Source organism: Streptomyces cylindrosporus (assembly GCF_022698165.1).
Classification (GTDB): Bacteria; Actinomycetota; Actinomycetes; order Streptomycetales; family Streptomycetaceae; genus Streptomyces; species Streptomyces cylindrosporus.
Map to the genome: position 1 here is coordinate 39,572 of NZ_JALDAY010000013.1, position 19,736 is coordinate 59,307.

At 70.5% G+C, this 19,736-nt stretch carries 19 protein-coding genes and 1 pseudogene; 6 read left to right on the forward strand and 14 right to left on the reverse strand.

Annotated features, from left to right (window positions below):
• Positions 1-126: 126 nt before the first annotated feature.
• A complete protein-coding gene (locus MQP27_RS37120; protein ID WP_242773608.1) occupies positions 127-630 on the reverse strand; it encodes a nitroreductase family deazaflavin-dependent oxidoreductase in 504 nt (167 codons plus the stop codon).
• A 169-nt stretch (positions 631-799) separates the two neighbouring features.
• Between MQP27_RS37120 and MQP27_RS37125 the strand changes: the two genes are divergently transcribed.
• The 3 genes from MQP27_RS37125 (at position 800) to MQP27_RS37135 (ending at position 3,397) form a co-directional block, all read left to right on the forward strand.
• Entirely contained in the window at positions 800-1,888 is a 1,089-nt protein-coding gene (locus tag MQP27_RS37125; protein WP_242773610.1) for a PP2C family protein-serine/threonine phosphatase, read from the forward strand.
• A gap of 34 nt (positions 1,889-1,922) precedes the next feature.
• A complete protein-coding gene (locus MQP27_RS37130; RefSeq protein WP_242773612.1) occupies positions 1,923-2,459 on the forward strand; it encodes a MarR family winged helix-turn-helix transcriptional regulator in 537 nt (178 codons plus the stop codon).
• 257 nt (positions 2,460-2,716) lie between these two features.
• A complete protein-coding gene (locus tag MQP27_RS37135; RefSeq protein WP_242773614.1) occupies positions 2,717-3,397 on the forward strand; it encodes a hypothetical protein in 681 nt (226 codons plus the stop codon).
• Here MQP27_RS37135 and MQP27_RS37140 read toward each other — a convergent pair whose 3' ends face one another.
• The 6 genes from MQP27_RS37140 to MQP27_RS37165 form a co-directional block, all read right to left on the reverse strand.
• Positions 3,398-4,138: a DUF4142 domain-containing protein gene (locus MQP27_RS37140; RefSeq protein ID WP_242773616.1), complete on the reverse strand. Its 741-nt coding sequence runs from the start codon at positions 4,136-4,138 to the stop codon at positions 3,398-3,400. It lies immediately after the preceding gene.
• Between the two features lie 115 nt (positions 4,139-4,253).
• Complete coding sequence (locus MQP27_RS37145; RefSeq protein ID WP_242773618.1) at positions 4,254-5,018, reverse strand: DUF4142 domain-containing protein; 765 nt, start codon at positions 5,016-5,018, stop codon at positions 4,254-4,256.
• 113 nt (positions 5,019-5,131) lie between these two features.
• Entirely contained in the window at positions 5,132-7,066 is a 1,935-nt protein-coding gene (gene glxA, locus MQP27_RS37150) for a radical copper oxidase GlxA (protein WP_242773620.1), read from the reverse strand.
• Positions 7,067-7,230: 164 nt separating this feature from the next.
• The gene (locus tag MQP27_RS37155) at positions 7,231-7,935 is read right to left on the reverse strand and encodes a DUF4396 domain-containing protein (protein WP_242773623.1); all 705 of its coding nucleotides are present in this window, start codon (positions 7,933-7,935) and stop codon (positions 7,231-7,233) included.
• A gap of 5 nt (positions 7,936-7,940) precedes the next feature.
• Complete coding sequence (locus tag MQP27_RS37160) at positions 7,941-8,186, reverse strand: hypothetical protein (protein WP_242773626.1); 246 nt, start codon at positions 8,184-8,186, stop codon at positions 7,941-7,943.
• 91 nt (positions 8,187-8,277) lie between these two features.
• A complete protein-coding gene (locus tag MQP27_RS37165; RefSeq protein ID WP_242774200.1) occupies positions 8,278-9,957 on the reverse strand; it encodes a chloride channel protein in 1,680 nt (559 codons plus the stop codon).
• 75 nt (positions 9,958-10,032) lie between these two features.
• On the opposite strand from MQP27_RS37165, the gene MQP27_RS51785 reads away from it, so the two are divergent.
• On the forward strand, positions 10,033-10,413 hold the full coding sequence (locus MQP27_RS51785; protein WP_372511414.1) for a universal stress protein: 381 nt from the start codon (positions 10,033-10,035) through the stop codon (positions 10,411-10,413).
• A gap of 12 nt (positions 10,414-10,425) precedes the next feature.
• Here the strand turns inward: MQP27_RS51785 and MQP27_RS37175 are convergent, their stop codons facing one another.
• On the reverse strand, positions 10,426-11,826 hold the full coding sequence (locus MQP27_RS37175) for an amino acid permease (protein WP_242773628.1): 1,401 nt from the start codon (positions 11,824-11,826) through the stop codon (positions 10,426-10,428).
• A 251-nt stretch (positions 11,827-12,077) separates the two neighbouring features.
• Here MQP27_RS37175 and MQP27_RS37180 point away from each other — a divergent pair, with 251 nt between their 5' ends.
• A complete protein-coding gene (locus tag MQP27_RS37180; RefSeq protein WP_242773630.1) occupies positions 12,078-13,265 on the forward strand; it encodes an FAD-dependent monooxygenase in 1,188 nt (395 codons plus the stop codon).
• A gap of 83 nt (positions 13,266-13,348) precedes the next feature.
• Entirely contained in the window at positions 13,349-13,762 is a 414-nt protein-coding gene (locus MQP27_RS37185; RefSeq protein ID WP_242773632.1) for a nuclear transport factor 2-like protein, read from the forward strand.
• A 21-nt stretch (positions 13,763-13,783) separates the two neighbouring features.
• Here the strand turns inward: MQP27_RS37185 and MQP27_RS37190 are convergent, their stop codons facing one another.
• The 6 genes and pseudogenes from MQP27_RS37190 to MQP27_RS37210 form a co-directional block, all read right to left on the reverse strand.
• On the reverse strand, positions 13,784-14,416 hold the full coding sequence (locus MQP27_RS37190) for a hypothetical protein (RefSeq protein ID WP_242773633.1): 633 nt from the start codon (positions 14,414-14,416) through the stop codon (positions 13,784-13,786).
• Between the two features lie 220 nt (positions 14,417-14,636).
• Positions 14,637-15,443, reverse strand: a complete 807-nt coding sequence (locus MQP27_RS37195) for a hypothetical protein (protein ID WP_242773634.1) — start codon at positions 15,441-15,443, stop codon at positions 14,637-14,639.
• Between the two features lie 352 nt (positions 15,444-15,795).
• A complete protein-coding gene (locus tag MQP27_RS51505) occupies positions 15,796-16,554 on the reverse strand; it encodes a CopD family protein (protein ID WP_308290063.1) in 759 nt (252 codons plus the stop codon).
• A complete protein-coding gene (locus MQP27_RS51510; RefSeq protein ID WP_308290064.1) occupies positions 16,542-17,597 on the reverse strand; it encodes a copper resistance CopC family protein in 1,056 nt (351 codons plus the stop codon). Before MQP27_RS51510 ends, MQP27_RS51505 begins: the two co-directional genes overlap by 13 nt.
• A gap of 323 nt (positions 17,598-17,920) precedes the next feature.
• A pseudogene (locus MQP27_RS37205) lies at positions 17,921-19,030 on the reverse strand (cbb3-type cytochrome c oxidase subunit I); the annotation flags it as partial.
• Positions 19,031-19,189: 159 nt separating this feature from the next.
• Positions 19,190-19,642: a PPC domain-containing DNA-binding protein gene (locus MQP27_RS37210; RefSeq protein ID WP_242773635.1), complete on the reverse strand. Its 453-nt coding sequence runs from the start codon at positions 19,640-19,642 to the stop codon at positions 19,190-19,192.
• Positions 19,643-19,736: the final 94 nt, after the last annotated feature.

Sequence of the window (19,736 nt, forward strand, 5' to 3'; positions counted from 1 at the left end):
GGGCGCCGGGCGATACCGACCGCCGACTCGGTCCCCTGGTGCAAGTTTTGCATAGTGCAAAATCTGATCGCCAGGGCCTTGGGGTGGTCTTGGTCCGGAATTGAACCAGAGAGTAGGGCCCCGGCTTCACGGCGGCCGGGTGCCCGGGGCGTCCAGGCGCACAAAGGGGATGGCCCGGCCGGCCTCCCGGAACCCGGCGGCAGTGCCGTCCGAGGGCAGGCCCATGAGCGCGCACAGGCGCCGCGCGGTCCGTGGGTGGCGCCGGGCGTAACGGGCCATGATCTCGGCACCCTCGTCCGGTGTGAGGAAGTGGGCCGTGACGGCGTGGCGGCGGGTGCCCACCTCGATCAGGGTCTTTGGGTCCGCGCGCAGATTGCGGTACCAGGCCGCCTTCGGGCCGAAGCCGGACGCGACGGTCCAACTGCCGCCGTCCGGACCGCACTCCACCACTTCGAGGACCACCCGCCGGTCGAGTCCGGTGACGCGGCCGGTGTGGTGCAGCAGGAGCAACCGCTTGCCGAAGACCCAGCCCAGTCCGCAGCGAAAGAGAAGTATCGGCAGGCGTGCCAGGAGCCGCCGCCAGCCTGCCGGGAGCCGGGGTCGGTCCGGTGCGGTCTGTCTGTGGGGCATCTTCGCCTTCCGACGTCGGATATGTCGGCTCTCGGCCTCCATTGGGTAAAGGGCTCGACCGAGAGCCCCTTCCTCACAGGAACCTTTGCATAGTCTAAATGCGGGGAGGGGTGTCTATGTCAAACGCGACCAGACGGCTCTCATGCACTGGAACTTGTCTGGAGGACGCATGACCGAGCAGGGGGCGACGCAGGGTTCTGCCGTGCTGTCCTGGATGCCGGTGGCGGTGATGGCCGTGGTGGCCGGGGCGGATGTCGTCGCCGGGCCGGGGGTGGGACTCCTGCCGCTGGTCTCGCTGGGGCCGGCGTTCTCCGGGCTGATCGGCGGATGGCGGCGCACCGCGCTGATCGGCGCGGTGGCGTTGCTCGTGTGCGTGGCGCTGGGGATGTACGACGGTCTGTTCGAGGAGCGACGGGGCTTCACGGCGATGGCGTCGGTGGCGGGCGTCACCGGCGTGGGCATCGCGGCCGCGGTGACCCGCTCGCGCCGGGAGGCGGAGCTGGCCAGTGTCCGGTCGATCGCGGAGGTGGCGCAGCGGGTGCTGCTGCGGCCGGTGCCGCGGACCGCCGGCCCGCTGCAGGCGGCGGTGTCCTACACCTCGGCCGTCGCCGAGGCGCGGATCGGCGGCGACCTCTACGAGATGGTGGCCTCGCCGCACGGGATCCGGGTGATCGTGGGTGACGTACAGGGCAAGGGCCTGGCCGCGGTGGAGACGGCCGCCGTGGTGCTCGGGGCGTTTAGGGAGGCGGCCCACGAGGAACCCGACCTGGTCGGGCTGGGGGAGCGGCTGGAGCGCAGCGTGGCCCGGGAGTTGGAGGGGGAGAAGTTCGTCACCGCCGTACTCGCCGAGATCGGTTCGGATCACGGGGTCGTGTTCCTCAACTACGGGCATCCGGCGCCGATGGTCGTACGCCGCGACGGCGGCGTCGACTTTCCGCAACCGCCCGCGTACGCCCTCCCCCTGGGGCTGGGAGCCCACGGCGGCGACGGGCCCAAGCCCTATCGGGTGGACTTCGTCCCCGGTGAGCAACTGCTGCTGTACACGGACGGGGTCACCGAGGCGAGGGACGCGGACGGCTCCTTCTACCCTCTCGGCGAGCGGGCGGACCTGCTCAAGGAACCTGACGCCGGCCGGGCCCTGGAGGGGCTGCGGGAGGATCTCGTGCGCCATGTCACCGGGCCGCTCCATGACGACGCCGCGATGCTGCTGCTGCGGTATCACGGTCATGGGGAAGGAAAATCTGTTCCCATCAGGTGAGGGGGCACCACCTTCGGCAAGGTAAAAAGGACACATGCCGGAGCGTGAGAACCCCGCGGGGGCGATGGACGACGTCGATGCGGTCACCCGTGCGGTGCTGACCGCGTCCCGCCTGCTGGTGGCGGTCTCCGCCCGCTCGCTGGCCGAGGTCGAGGAGCGGGTGACGCTCCCGCAGTTCCGCATGCTGGTCGTGCTGTCCACCCGCGGCGCCACCAAGCTGGTGACCCTCGCCGACCTGCTGCAAGTGGCGCCGTCCACGGCGATGCGCATGGTCGACCGGCTGATCGCGGCCGGGCTCGCCGACCGGCAGACCAATCCGGGCAACCGCCGCGAGACCCTGCTGCAGCTCACCGAGGAGGGCCGGCGCACCGTCGAGGACGTCACCGCGCGGCGCCGCCTGGAGATCGCCGCCATCGTCGAGCGGCTCTCCCCGATCCAGCGCCTGGCGCTCGTGGAGGCCCTGGGTGCCTTCAACAAGGCGGGAGGCGAGCCCCCCGCTCCCGCCCTGGACGACCCGGAACCGCATCCGCTCGGCTGGGTCGTCGACGGTGTGATGGCACACGACACCTGACGCTCCTCCCGGCAGCGCGTCACGATTCCCGGACGGCTCTTCTCCGAGGCCCAAAGATTTTGCATAATGCAAGGGAATTGTGAACGGCGGCAACACGGCCGTGCTTCGGCGGTGCGCGGGCCATGTGGTTGTCGACCACAGGGCGTGGCCGTAAGCGCGGCGAGAGCGCTCGCCGGGGACGGAACGGACAGGAAGGTGCGGGGGTGACACGCGTGCGCCGGAGGCGGCATCACTCGGCCCCGCCCGAACACCACCTCATGGCGTACTTGCGCACCTCGGTGTGGGGCCCGGCGGAGTTCGTCGGGCGGCCGCCCTGGTGGCTCCTGACGGAGGGGCTCGTGGCCGGGATCCTCGCTGCCGGGGCGATCGTCGGTACGACACTCTTCGGTGCCTGGACGGGCAGGCCCTCGCTGGCCGACGGCGAGGCGGGCCTGGTGTGCGCGGGGGCGCTGGCCGTGTACCTCTACTTCGTGGGGGCCGGACGCGCGCTGATCGGCATCACCGCGCTGCTCGGAGTGTGCCTCGCGCTCCAGGCCCCGCAGGCCGCTGCCGGGATGGTGCTGGCCGAACGGGGGCAGGTGCAGTCCGTGGTGGTGACGTCCGTCCAGGACGGCCGAGCGGCGGAAGGCGGGCGTGCCCGCTACCTGTGCTCGGTGGCGGACACCGACGGCGTCCCGCTCAAGGTCCGCATCTGGCGCGGCTGCGGAGAAGCGACCCGGCCCGGCGACGCCCTCGCTGTCGTGTCGGACCCCGAGGGGCGGGTGCCCCCGCGCGGCGCGCAGACGGGGGCTGGCATGTCAGGGCCGGTGCGCGACCTGGCCCCCTGGGCCGCAGCCCTCGTCGTGGGGAGCCTCGTCGCCGTCGTTCGCTCCTACCGCCTCTCCCGCCCTTACGAGACCGTGCCCCCGTTCGGCACCGGCCAGGCCGGCCACCGCTGATCAGCCGGCCGACGGGCTGGGCGTCGGGGAGGCGGTGTTGACGTTCAGGTCGGGGCGGGCGGTGAGGACGACAACGGGCGATCCCGGCTGGGGCGGCGGCGGGGTGAGCTGCTCCTTGGGGAGCTTGGGCGGAGTGGTCTGCTGGAAGTTGACCTGCTCGAAATTGACGACCCCGGTCTTCTCCAGCACGGTGATGTGGTCCAGCACGGTGTCGTTGGCCAGGTCGGCGAGCTGACGTACGAGGGTGTTCTTGGTGCTGGCGCGGATCTTGGCGATGGTCGGGAAGATCTGGCCGTGCGTGACGCGCATGATGTTGGCGGCGGTCGTGTCGAACTGCTTCCCCGACTCGGCCGCCGAGGTCTGCACGAACTGCTGCTGTTGCGGGGTGGCCTGGTTGGGCAGCGTGATGTTCAGCTCGGGGGCGATCTTGCGGCACAGCTCGTCCAGGCCGGCGTGCCCCACGATCAGGTGCCTGCCCGCCTCCCGCATCTCCTCCGTGGACCCCTTCTCCAGCGCCAGCTCGCCCAACGGGTACTCCCACAGCCCGGCGGAACGGACCTTGACGACGAAGTCACGGTCGGCCTCGGTGAGCGGGCCGTACCGGGTGCTGGCGACGACGCGGCTCGGATCGCCGGAGACGGTCGTCACGCCGAGCATGGCGGGATAGGCGAGCGCCGTGAGGGTCAGCCCCAGCGCGCCGACCACGAAGACGGTTCCTGCCGTGTTGCGGGAGATGGGCATGCGGCCTCCAGGCGTGAGCGGCTTGTACGCCAGGGGGTACGGGCGCGCCGGGCCGACCGATCATTGCGCTAGGTAAAATTTGCAGGGGGGAGCGTGTTGTGTGTCACATTGCCGGTCATCCAACGGTCGGGGTGGGGGACGGCGACGGAGTGGCGGTCGGGCCGGTCGGCACCCCGTCGGTCGCCAGTCCGGAGGGCACCGTGAGGGCGACCACGGGCGCCCCCGGCTGAGGCACCGGCGGCGTCACCTGGCTGGACGGAAGCTTCGGCGGGTTGGTCTCCATGTTGTTGACCTGGTTGAAGTTGACCACCCCGGTGTTCTCCATCTGTGTGATGTGGTCCAGGACCACGTCGTTGGCCTGGTCGGCCAGCTGGCGCACGAGGGTGTTCTGGGTGGTGGCACGGATCTTGGCGATGGTGCTGAAGATCGAGCCGTGCGTCACGCGGAGGATGTTGGCGAAGTCGGAGTCGAACTGCTTGCCGGTGTCGGACTTGAACGTGTCCAGGAAGCCCTGCTGCTGAGGGGTGGGCTGGTTGGGGATGGTGATGTTCAGTTCGGGGGCGATCTTGCGGCAGCTGGCGTCGAGGGCGGCGTGCCCGATGACCAGGTGCCGACCCGCTTCCCGCACGGCCGCGGTCGTCCCCTTCTTCATGGCCAGATCACCCGAGGGACCTTCCCACAGCCCGGCGGAACGCACGAAGACGACGAAGTTGCGGTCGGCCTCGGTGAGTGGCCCCCAGCGGGTGCTCGCGATCACGCGTGACTGGTCGCTGGACACGGTCTGGATGCCGAGCATGCTCGGGTAGGCCAGGGCGGCGAGCGTGACGCTCAGGGCGCCGCCGACGAAGACGGTTCCGATCGTGCTGCGCGAGATGGGCATCGTGCCTCCTGGGGCGGCCGGCGGGGTCGTCGGCGGATACGGGCCCGCAGCGGAAAGAGAACCTTTGCTTCAAGTAAAGGTTGCACTATGCCACATAGATGTCCGTGGACCGCCTACCGCACGTGCAGCCACAGGGCTTTCGACGGTGTGCCGTCGCCGTTCGTGGCGACGACCATGTACCAGCCCGAGGGGACGAGTGACGGATCGCCGGGAATCCGGACGGTGAGTGATGTACCGGTGCGGCGGATCACCTTCAGGGCGACGGAGCGCTGGTCGAAGTCCGTGACGTGAGTGGCCGATCCGGGCCGCATGAGCCGGACGCGGGTGATACCGGCGGCGTCCGCCGACCGGAGGGCGATGTCGTCGCCGCGGTCCGCCCGGGTCCTTCCGCCGAGGTCGAGACGGGGACGTGCGCCGTGGAAGAGGTAGGGAGGCGAGAAGACCTCGACGCGCTGTTCGAAGTGGCCGGGGCGGGAGTCGGCCTTGTCGGAGAAGAGCGGGTCGGAGCCGAAGACGGCGACGCGGCCGTCGGGCAGGAGCAGGGCCTCGGTGTGGTAGTTCCGGCCGACGGCCGGATCGGCGGCCGGGGTGAAGGAGTTGGCCGCGGGGTCGTAGAACTGCGCCCTGAGGATGTCACTGGCCCCCTTGCCGCGGTATCCGGAGCTGCCGCCGGTGGTGAAGACGGTGTCGTCCGGCATGATCACGCTGTTGAGGTAGCGGGTGTTCTCCGGCAGGCGCGGACCCGGTGTGAAGGAGGGGTGTGGGGCGCCGAGGTCGACGATCGCCGTGCGGGAGGTCGCGGCCCGCGACTCGCCCACGCCTCCGCCGCCGAGCACCATGATTTTCCCGTTCTGCGCGGGCGGCAGCAGGACGGAGGAGGACGTCTCCAGGATGTCCGGGTCGGTGAGGCCGGGCACCGGGGTGAAGGTGTTGGCCTTGAGGTCCCACAGGCCGGGGGCGCGGCCCTTGTCGGCGGGCCCGTAGCCGGCGTTGGAGCCGGTGTAGAAGATCTTGCGCCTGCCGGTGAGGAAGAAGGACGGGTAGGTGGGGAAGTAGCGGGTGGGCGCCTTGGACCAGGTCTTGGAGGCCGGGTCGTAGATCTCGTTCTTGCCGGGCACGACCTGCCCGATGTCGTCCAGCCCAGAGACGGCCAGTACGCGGCCGTCGGAGAGGGTGGTGAGGGTCGGGTACCAGCGGGTCTCGCTCATCGAGCCGACCTTGGTGTACTTCTCGGTGACCGGGTCGAACTCGTAGGCGTCCTTGGTGCCTTGGAAGTCCTTCTTGTCGAGGCCGAGTTTGTTGGCGATGCCGTAGAGGTTGTCGGCGTCCTCACCCTTCAGGCCCTGGATCGCGTACTGCTCGGTGGCATTGGTGATGCCGAGCGGTCCCTCCTCGACGGCCTCGACGAAGACACGGGCCTCGCTCGCGGTGACAGTGACGCTGCCGCCCCGGCCGGTGGGCGTCTTCTTGGCGGCGGGCACACGTACGGCGAACTGCGAGCGGTACTCGACGCCGGCGGGGGAGCGGAAGACGGTTCCCTTGGGGAAGGTGCGGGCCTTGTCCGGGTCCTCGTTCTTGACCAGCATGGCACCGCCCGCGCGTTTGACGTCGCCCTTGAGGACCTCGTATCGCGCGGTGCCGCCGGCGATGAGGATCTTTCCGTCGGGCAGCTGGGTGTGGCCGCCGCAGAACAGGTCGGCGGGGGTGTCGATCTTCCGGAAGGTGCCGGTGGCCGGGTCCCAGAGGGTGCTCTTGAAGGAACCGCCCTTGAACTGCTTGACGTTGTTTCCGCTTCCGGCGATCAGCAGGACCTTGCCGGTGTGCAGCAGGATCGCGTGGATGGAGTTGAGCTCGTACTGCTTGCGCAGGGTGGCCAGGGTCCAGTGGCCGTACCGCGCCTTGTACTCGGGCTGGTTGATCTCGTAGCGGTGATAGGCGTGCTGGGCGAAACCCGCCACAGCCGGGGCGTTGACGGCGACGAGCGCGGCGGCGGCCGCGATGCCGAGCAGGGTCTTGCGGGTCGTCGGGCGGGACGGGCGCTTGGCCATCGGGACTGCCTCCGCGGACGGGCGGGCCGGGCGTGGACGTACCGACGACTACCGTGCCCATACCGGCCCGCCCGGGAGACACGCGCGTTTGCATTGTGCAAAATGCCCCGATGTGAGCAATGCGGGCGCCGTGTGTGGATGCCAGGTGCTGTGGGTCGGCGCGGTTACATCCGTTCCTTCCAGCCGGCGCGGACCAGCCAGCCGTTGACGGGCCAGGCCGTGAAGAAGCCGACGATCATGGCGAGCTGCATCAGCAGCCAGTACGCGGCCGTGGTTTTGGCCAGTCCCGGCGCGAAGAGCACCTCCTGGTAGAACCACATACCCGCGAAGAGGCCGATTTGGAACGACACGATGGAGAAGGTGTCGGCCTTGACGGCCGCCCACAGTCCCCGCGCGGGTCCGATGTCGCGCATGGGGGCGATGGTGAAGTACTGGAAGCCGACGCCCAGCAACCAGGCCAGGCTGAAGTCCAGCAGGAAATCGGCGTACAGCGGTTTGCCCGCGATCGTCATGCCGGTCGACCGCACCAGCCACTCGCCGACGATGTCGCCCAGCACGCACCCGGCGCCGCAATGGCTGATGGCCTTGGCGGAGGTGACCCATTCCGGCAGCTTCTCCGGATCCACCTCGCCCTCCCGCTTGATCACCGGCCGCGAGGTGCGCCGGCCGTGGCGGACGTAGAACCACAGGGCGGCCGGACCCCAGTACAGGGCCGTGATCGGGTAGACCAGGTGCATGATCCACATGCGTTGGCGGTATCCGCGCAGTGTCATGTCCGCCGCGATCAGCAGGGCGCTCGCCCCTGCCGCGGCCAGCGAGGCCCAGCCCAGCGCCTCCAGCCAGGCCGCCGGTTGGTGGTGCGGCTCCATCGGCGTCACCTCTCGTGGAGGTGGGCCGTCGCCACTCGCCCCGGCCGCATGATGCGTATCTTGCGGCTTTCGCAGGCGGGGCAGCGGGGTGACTGCAGTGGCGAGGGCACGCGCCTGCCGCCGAGGTGATAGATCGCGGTGATCCGCGCGTGCTCGTCCACGGACACGTCGATGTCGTATGTGCTTTCCCAGCCGTGTCCGCAGTCGAGGCACGCGAACGAGTAGGAGCGCTGGACGTGCTCGTTGTGCATGGCCCACCTCCTTGGGTACTCAGGGTGTCCAGAGATCCCCGTACCCAATTTTGCACAGTGCAAAATTGCGATTCGGGTGGGCCGGGCGGCATCAGGAGGTTGTGTGCACCGCGCGCAGCGCGCTCTGGTGGCTGAGCCAGCCGACCGGCTTGCCGTGTTCGGATTCGAGGACCGGTACGCCGGTTCCGGCAGCTGACAGCAGGGTGTGCAGGGCCTGGGCGAGAGGCTGCTCGGCCAGAACGGGAGCAGGCGTCTCGGCCAGCTGACCCACCCGGGTCGGCGCGTCCTCCGGCTGTTCCGTGAGTGCCTCGGCCACCGCCTGCGCGGTGACGACACCGGTGTATACACCGGTGTCGTCGGTGACCGGGAGGGCGCCGTGGCCCGACAGGCTCAGCAGGTCGGCGGCGTCGGCGAGGGTGGTGGAGGCCGCGAGGGGGGAGGGCAGCGGTTCCATGACGGCGCCGACGTGCTGGGTGCCGATCCGGGCGCCGGGGGCGGGGCCTTCGAGGTCGATGCCGCGGCGGCGCAGTTTGAGGGTGTAGATGGTGTCGTGGGTCAGCAGCCGGCTGGTGGCAGTGGCCAGGACGATCGCGAGCATCAGCGGCAGGATGATCGAGTACTCGCCGGTGAGCTCGAAGAGGATGACGACCGCGGTGATCGGCGCCCGTGCCGCGCCGGCGAACACTGCGCCCATGCCGACCAGCGCGTACGCCCCCACCGCGCCGGCGGACTGAGGCAGCAGATGGTGCACACCGATGCCGTAGGCCGAGCCCAGCATGGCTCCGATGAACAGGCTCGGTGCGAACACCCCGCCGGAGCCGCCGATGCCGATGGTCAGGCTCGTCGCCAGCATCTTTCCGACCAGGAGCAGGAGCAGGAAACCGACCGCGTATCCGCCCTCGGTGGCCTTCTGCAGGACGGGGTAGCCGACGCCGTACATCTCCGGCAGGGCGAGGAGCAACAGGCCGAGTACCACTCCGCCGACTGCCGGGCGCAGCCATTCCGGGCCGCGCCAGAGCCAGTCGCAGGCGTCCTCGATCAGGTACAGGAACCGGGAGAAGCCCACGCCGACCACGGCGGCGCCGATACCGAGCGCGGCGAACAGGCCGTACTGGGTGAGGTGGTCGACGTGGAAGTCGGGCAGGCTCAGGAAGGCGTTGTCGCCGAAGGCGGCGCGTCCGATGACGCTCGCGGTGACGCTGGCCAGTACGAGGGCGCCGAAGGCTTCGGCGCTGAAGGTGCCGAGGATGAGCTCCATGGCGAAGAACACGCCGGCCAGCGGGGCGTTGAAGGTGGCCGCGATGCCGCCCGCCGCGCCACAGGCGACCAGCAGTTTCATCCGGCCCTCGGTCACCTTCGTCACCCGGCCGAGGGTGGAACCGAGCGCCGAGCCGATCTGCACGATCGGGCCCTCGCGGCCCACCGAGCCGCCCGAGCCGATGCACAGGGCGGAGGCCAGCGTTTTCACCACGGCGACCTTGGGGCTGATGCGCCCGCCGCGCTGGGCGACCGCGAGCATCACCTCGGGCACCCCGTGCCCGCGCGCCTCCTTCGCGAACCGGTTCACCAGGGGCCCGTACAGCAGGCCGCCGATCACCGGGGCGAGGAGCACGAAGTACGGGCCGAGCCACGGCACGTGCGGATTGTCCGCGCCCGGCGAGGCGGCGTAGTCGGCGTGGCCGGAGAGGAGGCGGGTGAAGGTCTTGATGCACCAGCGGAAGACGATCGAGCCGGCTCCCGCCCCGGCGCCGACGGCTACGGCCAGGGCCATCAGCCCCCAAGGGGCGTTGCGCAGTCCCGCGACGCTTGGTGCTGGGGTGAATCCACTGGTTGTGCTGCTGGACACGTGCTTCCCGTCCGTTGCTGCGGGTATGGCGCTCATTGCCTTCCCTTCCCTACCTTTGCATTATGCAAAACGAGTCAAGGGTGTGCGTCACAGGCCGGTGTCCGTCGATCGGGGGCGAAGAGCCGCTTGGAGCACGGGGGCTTCCCCGCCGCTGATCGTGGTGGGGGTCGACGGGGCCGAGACGAGCCGGGCGGCGTTGCGCTGAGCCGCTCGCCACGTACGGCATGCCGGTGGACCTCTCGGACACCGACTTCGGGAAACGGGCCCACGCGAACCTGTGGGCACGGCGCGTTCGCCGCGGTGCTGCTCGGTTCCGTCAGCCACCACTGCGTGCACCACGCCATGTGCCCGGTCCTGGTGGTCCGGGCCGACAGCGCCTGACCCTTCGTGGTGTCAGTCCGCCTCGGCGCGGGCCTCGACGTCCTCGATGCCGCTCGGGCGGCCGGCCCGCGTCCACCGGGCGTACAGGCCGGCCGCGATGAGCAGCGTCGCGGCGAGCGACAGCACCGGCCAGCCGCGCAGCAGGTTGACCGCCAGGGTGAACGCGACCGCCGCCGCGGCTGTGCCGTTGATCCACGCCAGGGTCGGCTTGCCCTCGCGCCGCGCGAAGCGGGTCATGGCGAGCAGGCCGACCAGGAAGCTGACAAAGACCGCGACGGCGTAGAACAGGACGAGTTCCTGTTCCTGGCCGGCCGCCGCGACGATGATGAGCGCGGCGGCGCCCAGGTGGACCACGACCGACCAGTACGGCGTGTGGTGGCGGTTGGTCCGGCCGAGCACCGGCGGCAGGACGCCGGGCCGCTCGTCCGTGCCGGACAGCGCCTTCAGCAGTCCGGGTCCTGCCTGGAAGGAGGAGCTGGCGGCGGCGAGCAGCAGCAGTGAGCTGGTCAGCTGGAAGGCGCCATACAGCCAGCCGGGTCCGGCGGCGGCGTGCGCGATGTCGGCGATCTGGGTGGAGTCGGCGCCGGGAATGCCGATGTGCAGCCGGACGGAGAGTGCGGTCAGGGCCAGGGTCAGACCGCCGACGATCACGACGAGCAGGGCGAGGGTGCCGCGGCCGAAGCGGCGGCGATGCGTGTCGTCGAGCTGGCCGAGCTGGGCGATCGCGGTCGAGGGTGCCTCGATGCCGGTGGCCAGCGCCATGGCGACCGGGAAGGCCAGGACCACCGCGAGCACCGCCGAGTGTCCCGGATCGCGCGTGGCGGCGGCGTGACCGGCGGTGTCTGGTGAAGTGAAGCCGAGGACCAGCACGGCGACGGAGATCACCACGAACGCCACGGTCATGAACGCGAACAGCAGCCTCCCGCCGTGCCCGAACCAGGTCAGCCCGGCCACCACCAGGAGCAGGACCAGTGCGAGCGGCACGCGCCATGGGGCCAGCGCCGGAAACAGCGCGATGACCGCACTGGCCGCCGCAGCGATCGAGATGCCGATCGTCAGCACGAAGTCCACGACCAGGGCGCCGATGGGCAGGAACGTCCAGCGGGGTCCGAACGCCCGGCCAGCCGCGGCCGCCGCGCCGCCTCCCTTGGGGAAGCGTCGTACCAGCTGCCAGTAGTTCGCGGTGACGACCACGACCAGTCCGACGACCAGGCTCATCGTGGGCAGCAGCAGAGCCAGGTCACCGTGCAGAGCGCGCAACGCGGCCTCGATCGCGTACGCCACGGAGGAGACCGGGTCGGCGATCACCGCGAAGGCGAAGGCGAAGAAGAGCACGGAGCGGCGCGGGCCACGGCCGCGCACGGCGAACGGCTGGGCGGCTGCGGCGGCGGCAGCCGACTTCGAGAGGGTCATTGCGAAGACCTTCCATGGTGTCCGGACGGAAAGGTCCGCACGGACAGCTCGACAGGGAGTACTTCGCCGACCCGACTTCCCGGCACACCGTCGTCGACGCTACGTCAGGACGCCGTCAGTGAGGTGTTAGGGATGCGTCAAGATTCCCGGCCTCCGGCCGGAGCGGACCGGGCCTTCTTGCTCCCGAGCTTTGCATAGTGCAAAAGTAGAGGCCGTGAGCGCCCGGGTAGCGGAAGAGGCGAAGCGCACCGATGAGAGCAGTGATCTGCGGAGCCGGTATCGCCGGACTGTCGCTGGCCGGTCGCCTGCACAACGTGCTCGGCTGGGAAGTCGTGGTCCTGGAGAATGCCCTGTACCCCCGCACCGAGGGGTACATGATCGACTTCTTCGGCCCGGGGTACGACGCCGCCGAGGCCATGGGGGTGCTGCCCTGGCTGGAGGAGCTCGGCTACCCGGTCTCCGAGGCCGCCTTCCTCGACGACCAGGGCCGATGCCGCGCCAGCCTCGGGTACGACCGCTTCGCCCGTGCACTGGACGGCCGCCTGCTCAGCATCATGCGACCCGACCTCGAACTCGCCCTGCGGGAGAGGCTGTCGTTCGCCGTACACCTGCGTTACGGCGTCGGCCCGGCGCGCGTCGACCCGAGCACCTGCGGCGTCCGGGTCACCCTCACCGACGGCAGTGTCCTCGACGCCGACCTCCTCGTCGGAGCCGACGGCCTCCACTCCACCGTACGGGCCTTGGTCTTCGGCGAGGAACGGCGGTACGTGCGCTACCTCGGCCATCACACCGCCGCGTTCACCTTCGACGACCCGTACGTCCACGCTGAACTGGGCGACCGATTCTGCCTCACCGACACGGTCGAGCGGCAGATGGGTCTCTACGCGCTCCGGGACGGCGCGGTCGCCGCCTTCGCTGTCCACCGCAGCGCCGATCCCCGCCGTCCGGAGGACGCGAGGGCCGCCCTGTACCGCGAGTACGGTTCGCTCGGCTGGTACGTGCCTCGCGCGCTGGCGGGCTGCCCGCCCTCCTCGCGGGTCTACTACGACCAGGTCGCCCAGACCGACCTGCCCTCCTGGAGCCGCGGGCGGGTCGTCCTGGTCGGCGACGCATGCCAGGCCGTTTCCCTGTTCTCCGGACAGGGAGCCTCCCTGGCGATCGCCGGCGCGTATGTCCTGGCCGACCAACTCGCCGGTACGCGCCGGGTCGAGGACGCGCTGCACGGCTACGAACGACTGTGGCGGCCGGTCATCAGACACAGACAGCGGGCCGCCCGCAGAACGGCCCGCTGGTTCGTCCCCGAAACGGCACGGCGACTGCGCGTCCGCCGTGCCGCCCTGCGCTTCGCCGGCCTGCCGGTCGCGAGTCGCCTCGCCGGCACGTCGCTCACCGGGAAGCAGCGGCCTGCCCTGCGCCAACTCGCCACAGTGCCGACCTAGTCGAGCCGTCTCAGGGCGCGGCGCCGAGACCCGCGAGACGGGAACTGTTCACCACCCGCGCTTCGCACCATCAGGAGAACCACATGCAACAACCTTTCCGGCCCGGTCCCGGTGCCGTGACCGCTCGACTGCGCGAGGCGCTGGGCACCGGCGACTGCCGGTCGCTGGCCGATGTCCTGCATCCCTACGTGTGCTGGAATCCGTCCGACGCAAGCGGTAACGGCTGCCACACCCGCTCCCACGTCCTCAGCCGGTGCGCTCGGCTGCACGCTCTCGGGCTGCGGGCCCGGATAGAGGAGACCTTCACCTACCCGGCGGCCGTGGTCCTCGGCCTCCGGATCCACGGCACCGTGCCCCCGGCCGACCCGCAGACTGTCATGTACCACGTGTTCGACGTCGCCGACGGACTCGTCACCCGCATCACCTGCCATGCCGACCGCGCCCAGGCCCTCGACGCGGCCTTCCCCGGTGCCGTGGCGGAGGGTCCGGCGCGTTGAAACCCGTCCAGGGGACGGAGGTCAGGACACGGAGACGCGTGCTTGGAGCCGGACCAGCCCGGCTACCCCGAACTGCAGGGACAGCGGGAGTGTGTGCTGGGGGGTGACGCCGCGGACGTGATGCAGTTCCACCCGCGGCCCGTCGCCGCGGAAGGCTACGGTGGTGCCGGACAGCAGCAGGATCCCCGCCGTGGACAGCGCCCCGTTGCCCTCGGCCGACTTCCCGCCCTCCAGGACGCCCCTGCCCATGTCCGGTGTCGCGACCATGCCCAGGTGTTCGGGCACCGCGCCGTCGTTGCGGATCGACATCGTGAGTGAGCCGTCGCCGGAGTGATCGAGGTGGGCCACGACGCCGGTGATCGTCAGGTCGACGTCGGCGGTCCGTACGCTGAGGCGGCCGACCGACGAGGTGACACCCGGCGTTCCGGCACGGGTCGTGCCGTTGTCGGGGCTGGTGTGATGGCCGGTGCTGCCGCAGCCGGTGGCCAGCACGGTGAGTGCCGCGGACAGGGTCGCTGCCAGGGCGGTGCGGTGGCGCGTGAGCGGTACCTTCGCCCTTGCGTCTCGGTGGTCCCGGTTGCGGCCGTGCCGCAGGGCCCACGTGATCTGCCGGCGCTTGAGGGGGGAGTGGCGGGTGAATCCGTATACGTTCATGGCGAGCTTTCCCTCCGCGCTCAGGCGGAGTTCTCGGGGAACGACGAGGTGGGCGAAGTGGGTGTTGTGGGTGGCCGGTGAAGCGGTCGGCTGACGTGTCGTCACAGGTGACTGGGCCGAGTCCGGGCGTGGTCACGCGCGTCGCGGCCCACAGCGGCGCGGGTGCGTGGCGTCAGAGGGAGCCCTCGCCCGCTCAGCTGTGTATGGACGCAGGGGGGGTTCAGGCGGAGGTGGCCACCGTGGGCGGGCCACGCAGGACGACGCACGTGGACAGGAGCGTCGAGCGCAGTCGGCGGGTGGCGGCGGCCCGCGGACGGTGCACGGCGAGCGCGCGTCGCATCCGCCTGAGCAGTGTGACGAGCGGTACCAGGATCGAAGTGGCCGTGACGAGCAGGGCGCGGAGCGTCCACAGCAGGACGAGGCGGGCCAGGTGGCCCGCTGTCGCCGCCGGGAGCCGTACGGTCTGCCACAGCGCGGCCTCACCGCGGCGCAGTACCCAGCCCGTCGCGGCGACCGCGGCCAGGTGCGCGGCGAGCATCGGGGGCGTGAGCGTCGAGCCCAGCGTCACCGCGTGTCCGCCGTGACCGGCCATCCCGGCCATGGCCGGCACACCGTGTGCGGCGCGGGCCGGGTCGATCCGTGCCTGGCGCAGAATCCGCGCCGCGCTCTCCGGCGTGAGATGTGCCGATCCGGCACCGCACAGGAACCGCTGGGCCAGAGCCACCACTTGAGCGGACTTATCGGCGGGAGCGGGCGCCACGGACCCCTGGCCCAGGGAGAAGACCAGGTGCAGACCGGTCTCTCCGGCCAGCAGACCGAGCGCGATGCCGGGCAGCGAGCGCTCCCGACCGGCCAGCGGGCCCACCACGCACACCACGCCGGCCCAGCCGGTCGCCAGGGACCACATCGGCACCGAGGCGCCGGAGACCAGCGAGTGCCCGCTCGCGGACAGCAGCACGCACACCGCCGAGAACACCGCGGCCCTCAGCAGTCTCAGATCGGTGGCAGCCCGTACCGGGACGTTCATGGCGCACGCCACTATTCCAGCCGCTCACGTGGCGGCGAACACCGGGGCCAGGCGTCAGGACGCGTGCGACGGCCCGGCCCGGCGGACAGGCCCAGGGCGGTCGTCGTCACGCAGACTGCCGCGAACATCGCGGCCCGCGCCAGCCGCGGGATGTCGAGGGAGGCTCCGCCGACCGGGGACGCACCACGCCCGGGGCTCGGTCCGCCGTGGCGGCTCCCCGGGGCATTCGACCACTCCTGACGTCAACGCGCTGGTGCCTGGCCCTTGTCGGGCTGCCGTTGGGTACGGACGACGGGGCGTTCATGCTCACGATCCGGCACACGAACCCCCCGGAGGTGTTCGCGTCGGTCGGTCACCGGCCGACCTCCACCGTCTTCTCCACGGTGACCTGGTCGATCTCGGAGACGCGGACCGTGGCCTTCATCGTCCAGGTCCCGGCGATCGGAAGGTTGAGGGTGTCGGAGCCCCAGTAGCCGCGTTCGTCGACGAGCTTGGCGTCCAGTGGGCCGACCTGCTGGTCGGCGAGGGTGAAGGTCAGTCGCAGTTCGGGGATGCCGACGGGGCTGCCGTCGGCGCCGTAGACGATCGCCTCGACCACGTTCCGGCCGACCCGGCCGGGTTCCAGGGTGACCTGCACCTTGCCGCGTCCGGACAGGGTGTTCTTGCCGGTGTCGTACGGGATCAGCGTCAGAGACACCTCGGGCTGCCCGGCCACCGAGGTGACCGAGGCGGTCTCGGCGGCACGGCCCGTCTCCGTGCCGGTCAGCACGGTCGTCAGGACGAGGACCAGCACGCCGATCGCCACCTCCGCCAGGACGGACCTTCGCAGACCGCGTCGGTGCAGCTCGGGCCCCGACCCGTGCGGGCTTTCCCCGTCGACGGGGGCGGCGGGAGGGCTGTCGGCGTGACCCGCGGCCACCAACACCCGCTCCTCCTGCGGAGCGTGCAGCAGACGGGCGGTCCAGCGCCGGGAGTACGAGGCCGCCGCCAGCATCACCAGCGCCGCCCAGACCTTGAAGACGAGGATCCTGCCGTAGGACGTCGAGAACGCGTCCCAGGAGCCGAGCCCGCGCCAGGACTGGTAGACGCCGGTGGCGGTCAGGACGGCCACCGAGGACAGGGCGATACGCGAGAAGCGGGCGACCGCGACGGGGGGCAGCGGTTCCTCGGCGGGGGAGCGGTACAGCGCGAGCAACAGCGCGGCCAGGCCCCCAGCCACACCGCCATGGCCAGCAGGTGCAGCATGGAGGAAGCCACTGCCAGGGGCACCTGGATCCCGGCGGAGGCGTGCTCGGCCGCCGCCCAGGTGGCGGCCAGGCCGAGGACCAGCACGCCGCCGGCCGCGAGGGCACGTCGGCCGGGCATCTGCTCTGCGGGCCGGTTCCGCACCAGGGCGGCCACCACCACGAGCAGCACCAACCGGGCCATCAGCGCGAGTCCCGGCCGGCTGCCGGCCGTGTGCCGCAGCGAGCCGGGATCGAACAGACCGCCGAGCCCGTCACCGCTGTCGTAGGGACCGCGCAGCAGCACCAGCAGGACCGTGGAAACGGACAGCGCCCACCATCCGACCCGGAACGGCCGCCGCACCACGCGCGCGGCCGTGGCCGAGCGCCAGCAGGCCAGGACGAACACGACGAGGCCGATCAGCAGGGCCAGCCCGGCGTAGGCGACGTAGCGGCCGACGCCGTACAGCGCACCGACGGTGGGATCCACGGCCGGCGGGGGAGCGGCGACGCCCCGGGTCGCCGACGGCTTGCCGACGGAGAAAGTGAAGGCGCCGGACACGGCGTGACTGTCCGCCGACACCACCCGCCAGGACACGGTGTACGTACCCTGCTTCAGCCCGCTCTCCAACGCCACGCTGTCCGCGTTGCCCTGGCCGTCCGCGTGCCGCGGATCGCCGTCCGCCACCGGCCGGTTGTCGGGGTCGAGCACCCGCAGCGAGTCCTCCACGAGCGCGACCGACTCGTCGAACGTCACAGTGATCTGCCTCGGCGCGGCCTTCAGGACGCTGCCCTCGCGCGGGTCGCTGCCGGTCAGCACCGCGTGCGCGGAGGCGGGAGCCGCGGCCTGAAGAAGGGCACAGGCAAGGACGGCGACCACCACCAGGAGCGAGTAGACGGCGCGCGTGGGGTGGTTCACCTGTCGTGTCACGTCTTTGTCTCCGGGGGCCGGCCGGTACCTGAGTCACCGATACGTACGGACGTATCAGTCGCCGCACTCACCTTGCCCGTCCTCCGTCGACGATCACGGCTTGCGTTGCCCACCCGACGACGACGGACACAAGTGACAGAGAACCTCACCGGGTTCGGCCGGGGTGGGCGCGCTGTCGAACCTGTGGTCGGAAGTCTTGTTGAAGGGCGAGCCGCCCTCGGCAGGGATTCGGCGACCGGTTTCTGCGGTGCTGAGCAGCTCAAGAGTCCTGGCGTGAGGTTTTACAGGCTCGCGACGCCTCGACAACAGTGGCGTACAGAAAGGCCGACCGGCCGACTGACCAGGAAGCCGACCGACCACAGCATGGGTGTCTCGAACGAACCGCTGCCGTGCCACATCGTGCCGATCCAGTTGAAGAACTTCACCCCCGTCGGCACGGCGATGAGGAAGGACATCAGGGAGAAGAACGGGAGCAGCACCGCGCCCGTGGCGAACATGTGGTGAGCCCAGACGGTCGCCGACAGCATGGTGATGGCGATGGTCGCGCCGACCATGCCGACGTAACCGAAGACGGGTTTGCGGCTGAAGACCGGGATGATCTCCGTGACGACGCCGAAGAAGGGCAGCGCCACGATGTAGACCTCGGGGTGCCCGAAGAACCAGAACAGGTGCTGCCACAGCAGTGCGCCGCCGTTGGCCGGATCGTAGATGTGGGCACCGAACTTGCGGTCGGCCTCCAGGGCCAGCAGCGCGGCCGTGAGGACGGGGAACGCGAGCAGGACCAGGATGGAGGTGAACAGGATGTTCCACGTGAAGATGGGCATCCGGAACATGGTCATCCCGGGGGCGCGCAGACACATGATCGTGGTGATGAAGTTGACCGCGCCGAGCGTCGTACTGATCCCGGACACCACCAGACCCATCGCCCACAGGTCGCCTCCGTGCCCCGGCGAGTGCACGGCCTCGCTCAGCGGTGTGTAGCCGAACCAGCCGAACGGGGCGGCACCCTGGGTGGTGGCGAAGCCGGCCACCACGGTGAGCCCGCCGAAGAGGAACATCCAGTACGACAGTGCGTTGAGCCGGGGGAAAGCGACGTCCGGGGCGCCGATCTGAAGGGGCATCACGGCGTTCGCGCACCCCGCGAAGGTGGGGGTCGCGAAGAGCAGCATCATGATCGTGCCGTGGATGGTGAAGAGCTGGTTGTACTGGTGGTGGGTGACGATCTGCATGACGGGTCTGGCGAGCTCGGCGCGCATGAGCATCGCCAGGAGACCGGCGACCAGGAAGAAGCCGAACGAGGTGATCAGGCAGAGGTGGCCGATCTTCTTGTGATCGGTCGTCGTCAGATAGTCCCTGATCCTCTCTCCCGTTCGGACACTTGGGTTCTGTGAGGCATCCAGCGTTTCGCCCGGCTCTGGTCGGGTCTTCGGCATTGCGGCCCTCCACGCGCTGAACCGACGAAGCGGCATGCGGAACGAACGGCGGCGGAGTAGCCCCCGAGCCGACGCCGCAAACCCCTGGCTCGAGGGCAGATTTCGGACGCCGTGCCGGAGCAGGACATCAGTGGCACCCCAGAAGGGGCCGCGCCGAGATCACGGGGCGGGTTCCCGCCGGCCGGGCGCTATCAGGGCGAGCCCGATGTCGGGGTGGTAGACCTTGGCCAGCGGTGGCTCGACGCTCTGTATGACCACCTCCAGAGTGGGCCACACCCGAGCGCGAAGTAGATGACCGCCCCGGGTTCGGCCGTCGGCCATTCCCAGGACGGCGTGCAGGTGCGGCACCGGCCCGTTCTCGCCCTCGGCGATGTCGCCCATCAGGGAGAGCACCTCGCACTGCTGCCTCACCGGGATGGGCCGGTAGTCCCGCGCCTCCCGGTCGAACCATCCCACGACCGCGTCCGCGAACGCTCCCACGGCCGTGACCTGTGCGCCGTGGATGCCGTGGGTGCGGGCGAAGTCCGTCAGCACCTGCACGGGTTCCTCGTCGGGGTCGAGCACTACGAGGTGCGTGCCGCCGCCACCGTTCTCAAGCTGCTGCCATTTCATTCGCGGTGGGGTACCCGGCCGCCCACGGGCCAACCGATATGGGGCCATGTCAGAAGACGAGCCCCGGACGCGAGGCCGCTGAGCCCTACGACGC

What these genes read in the sequence shown, in the direction of transcription:
- MQP27_RS37120 (WP_242773608.1), bottom strand. Translation starts at nt 630, where the DNA reads ATGCCCCACAGACAGACCGCACCGGACCGACCCCGGCTCCCGGCAGGC.
- MQP27_RS37125 (WP_242773610.1), top strand. Translation starts at nt 800, where the DNA reads ATGACCGAGCAGGGGGCGACGCAGGGTTCTGCCGTGCTGTCCTGGATG.
- MQP27_RS37130 (WP_242773612.1), top strand. Translation starts at nt 1,923, where the DNA reads ATGCCGGAGCGTGAGAACCCCGCGGGGGCGATGGACGACGTCGATGCG.
- MQP27_RS37135 (WP_242773614.1), top strand. Translation starts at nt 2,717, where the DNA reads ATGGCGTACTTGCGCACCTCGGTGTGGGGCCCGGCGGAGTTCGTCGGG.
- MQP27_RS37140 (WP_242773616.1), bottom strand. Translation starts at nt 4,138, where the DNA reads ATGCCCATCTCCCGCAACACGGCAGGAACCGTCTTCGTGGTCGGCGCG.
- MQP27_RS37145 (WP_242773618.1), bottom strand. Translation starts at nt 5,018, where the DNA reads ATGCCCATCTCGCGCAGCACGATCGGAACCGTCTTCGTCGGCGGCGCC.
- glxA (WP_242773620.1), bottom strand. Translation starts at nt 7,066, where the DNA reads ATGGCCAAGCGCCCGTCCCGCCCGACGACCCGCAAGACCCTGCTCGGC.
- MQP27_RS37155 (WP_242773623.1), bottom strand. Translation starts at nt 7,935, where the DNA reads ATGGAGCCGCACCACCAACCGGCGGCCTGGCTGGAGGCGCTGGGCTGG.
- MQP27_RS37160 (WP_242773626.1), bottom strand. Translation starts at nt 8,186, where the DNA reads ATGCACAACGAGCACGTCCAGCGCTCCTACTCGTTCGCGTGCCTCGAC.
- MQP27_RS37165 (WP_242774200.1), bottom strand. Translation starts at nt 9,957, where the DNA reads ATGGCCCTGGCCGTAGCCGTCGGCGCCGGGGCGGGAGCCGGCTCGATC.
- MQP27_RS37175 (WP_242773628.1), bottom strand. Translation starts at nt 11,826, where the DNA reads ATGACCCTCTCGAAGTCGGCTGCCGCCGCCGCAGCCGCCCAGCCGTTC.
- MQP27_RS37180 (WP_242773630.1), top strand. Translation starts at nt 12,078, where the DNA reads ATGAGAGCAGTGATCTGCGGAGCCGGTATCGCCGGACTGTCGCTGGCC.
- MQP27_RS37185 (WP_242773632.1), top strand. Translation starts at nt 13,349, where the DNA reads ATGCAACAACCTTTCCGGCCCGGTCCCGGTGCCGTGACCGCTCGACTG.
- MQP27_RS37190 (WP_242773633.1), bottom strand. Translation starts at nt 14,416, where the DNA reads ATGAACGTATACGGATTCACCCGCCACTCCCCCCTCAAGCGCCGGCAG.
- MQP27_RS37195 (WP_242773634.1), bottom strand. Translation starts at nt 15,443, where the DNA reads ATGAACGTCCCGGTACGGGCTGCCACCGATCTGAGACTGCTGAGGGCC.
- MQP27_RS37210 (WP_242773635.1), bottom strand. Translation starts at nt 19,642, where the DNA reads ATGAAATGGCAGCAGCTTGAGAACGGTGGCGGCGGCACGCACCTCGTA.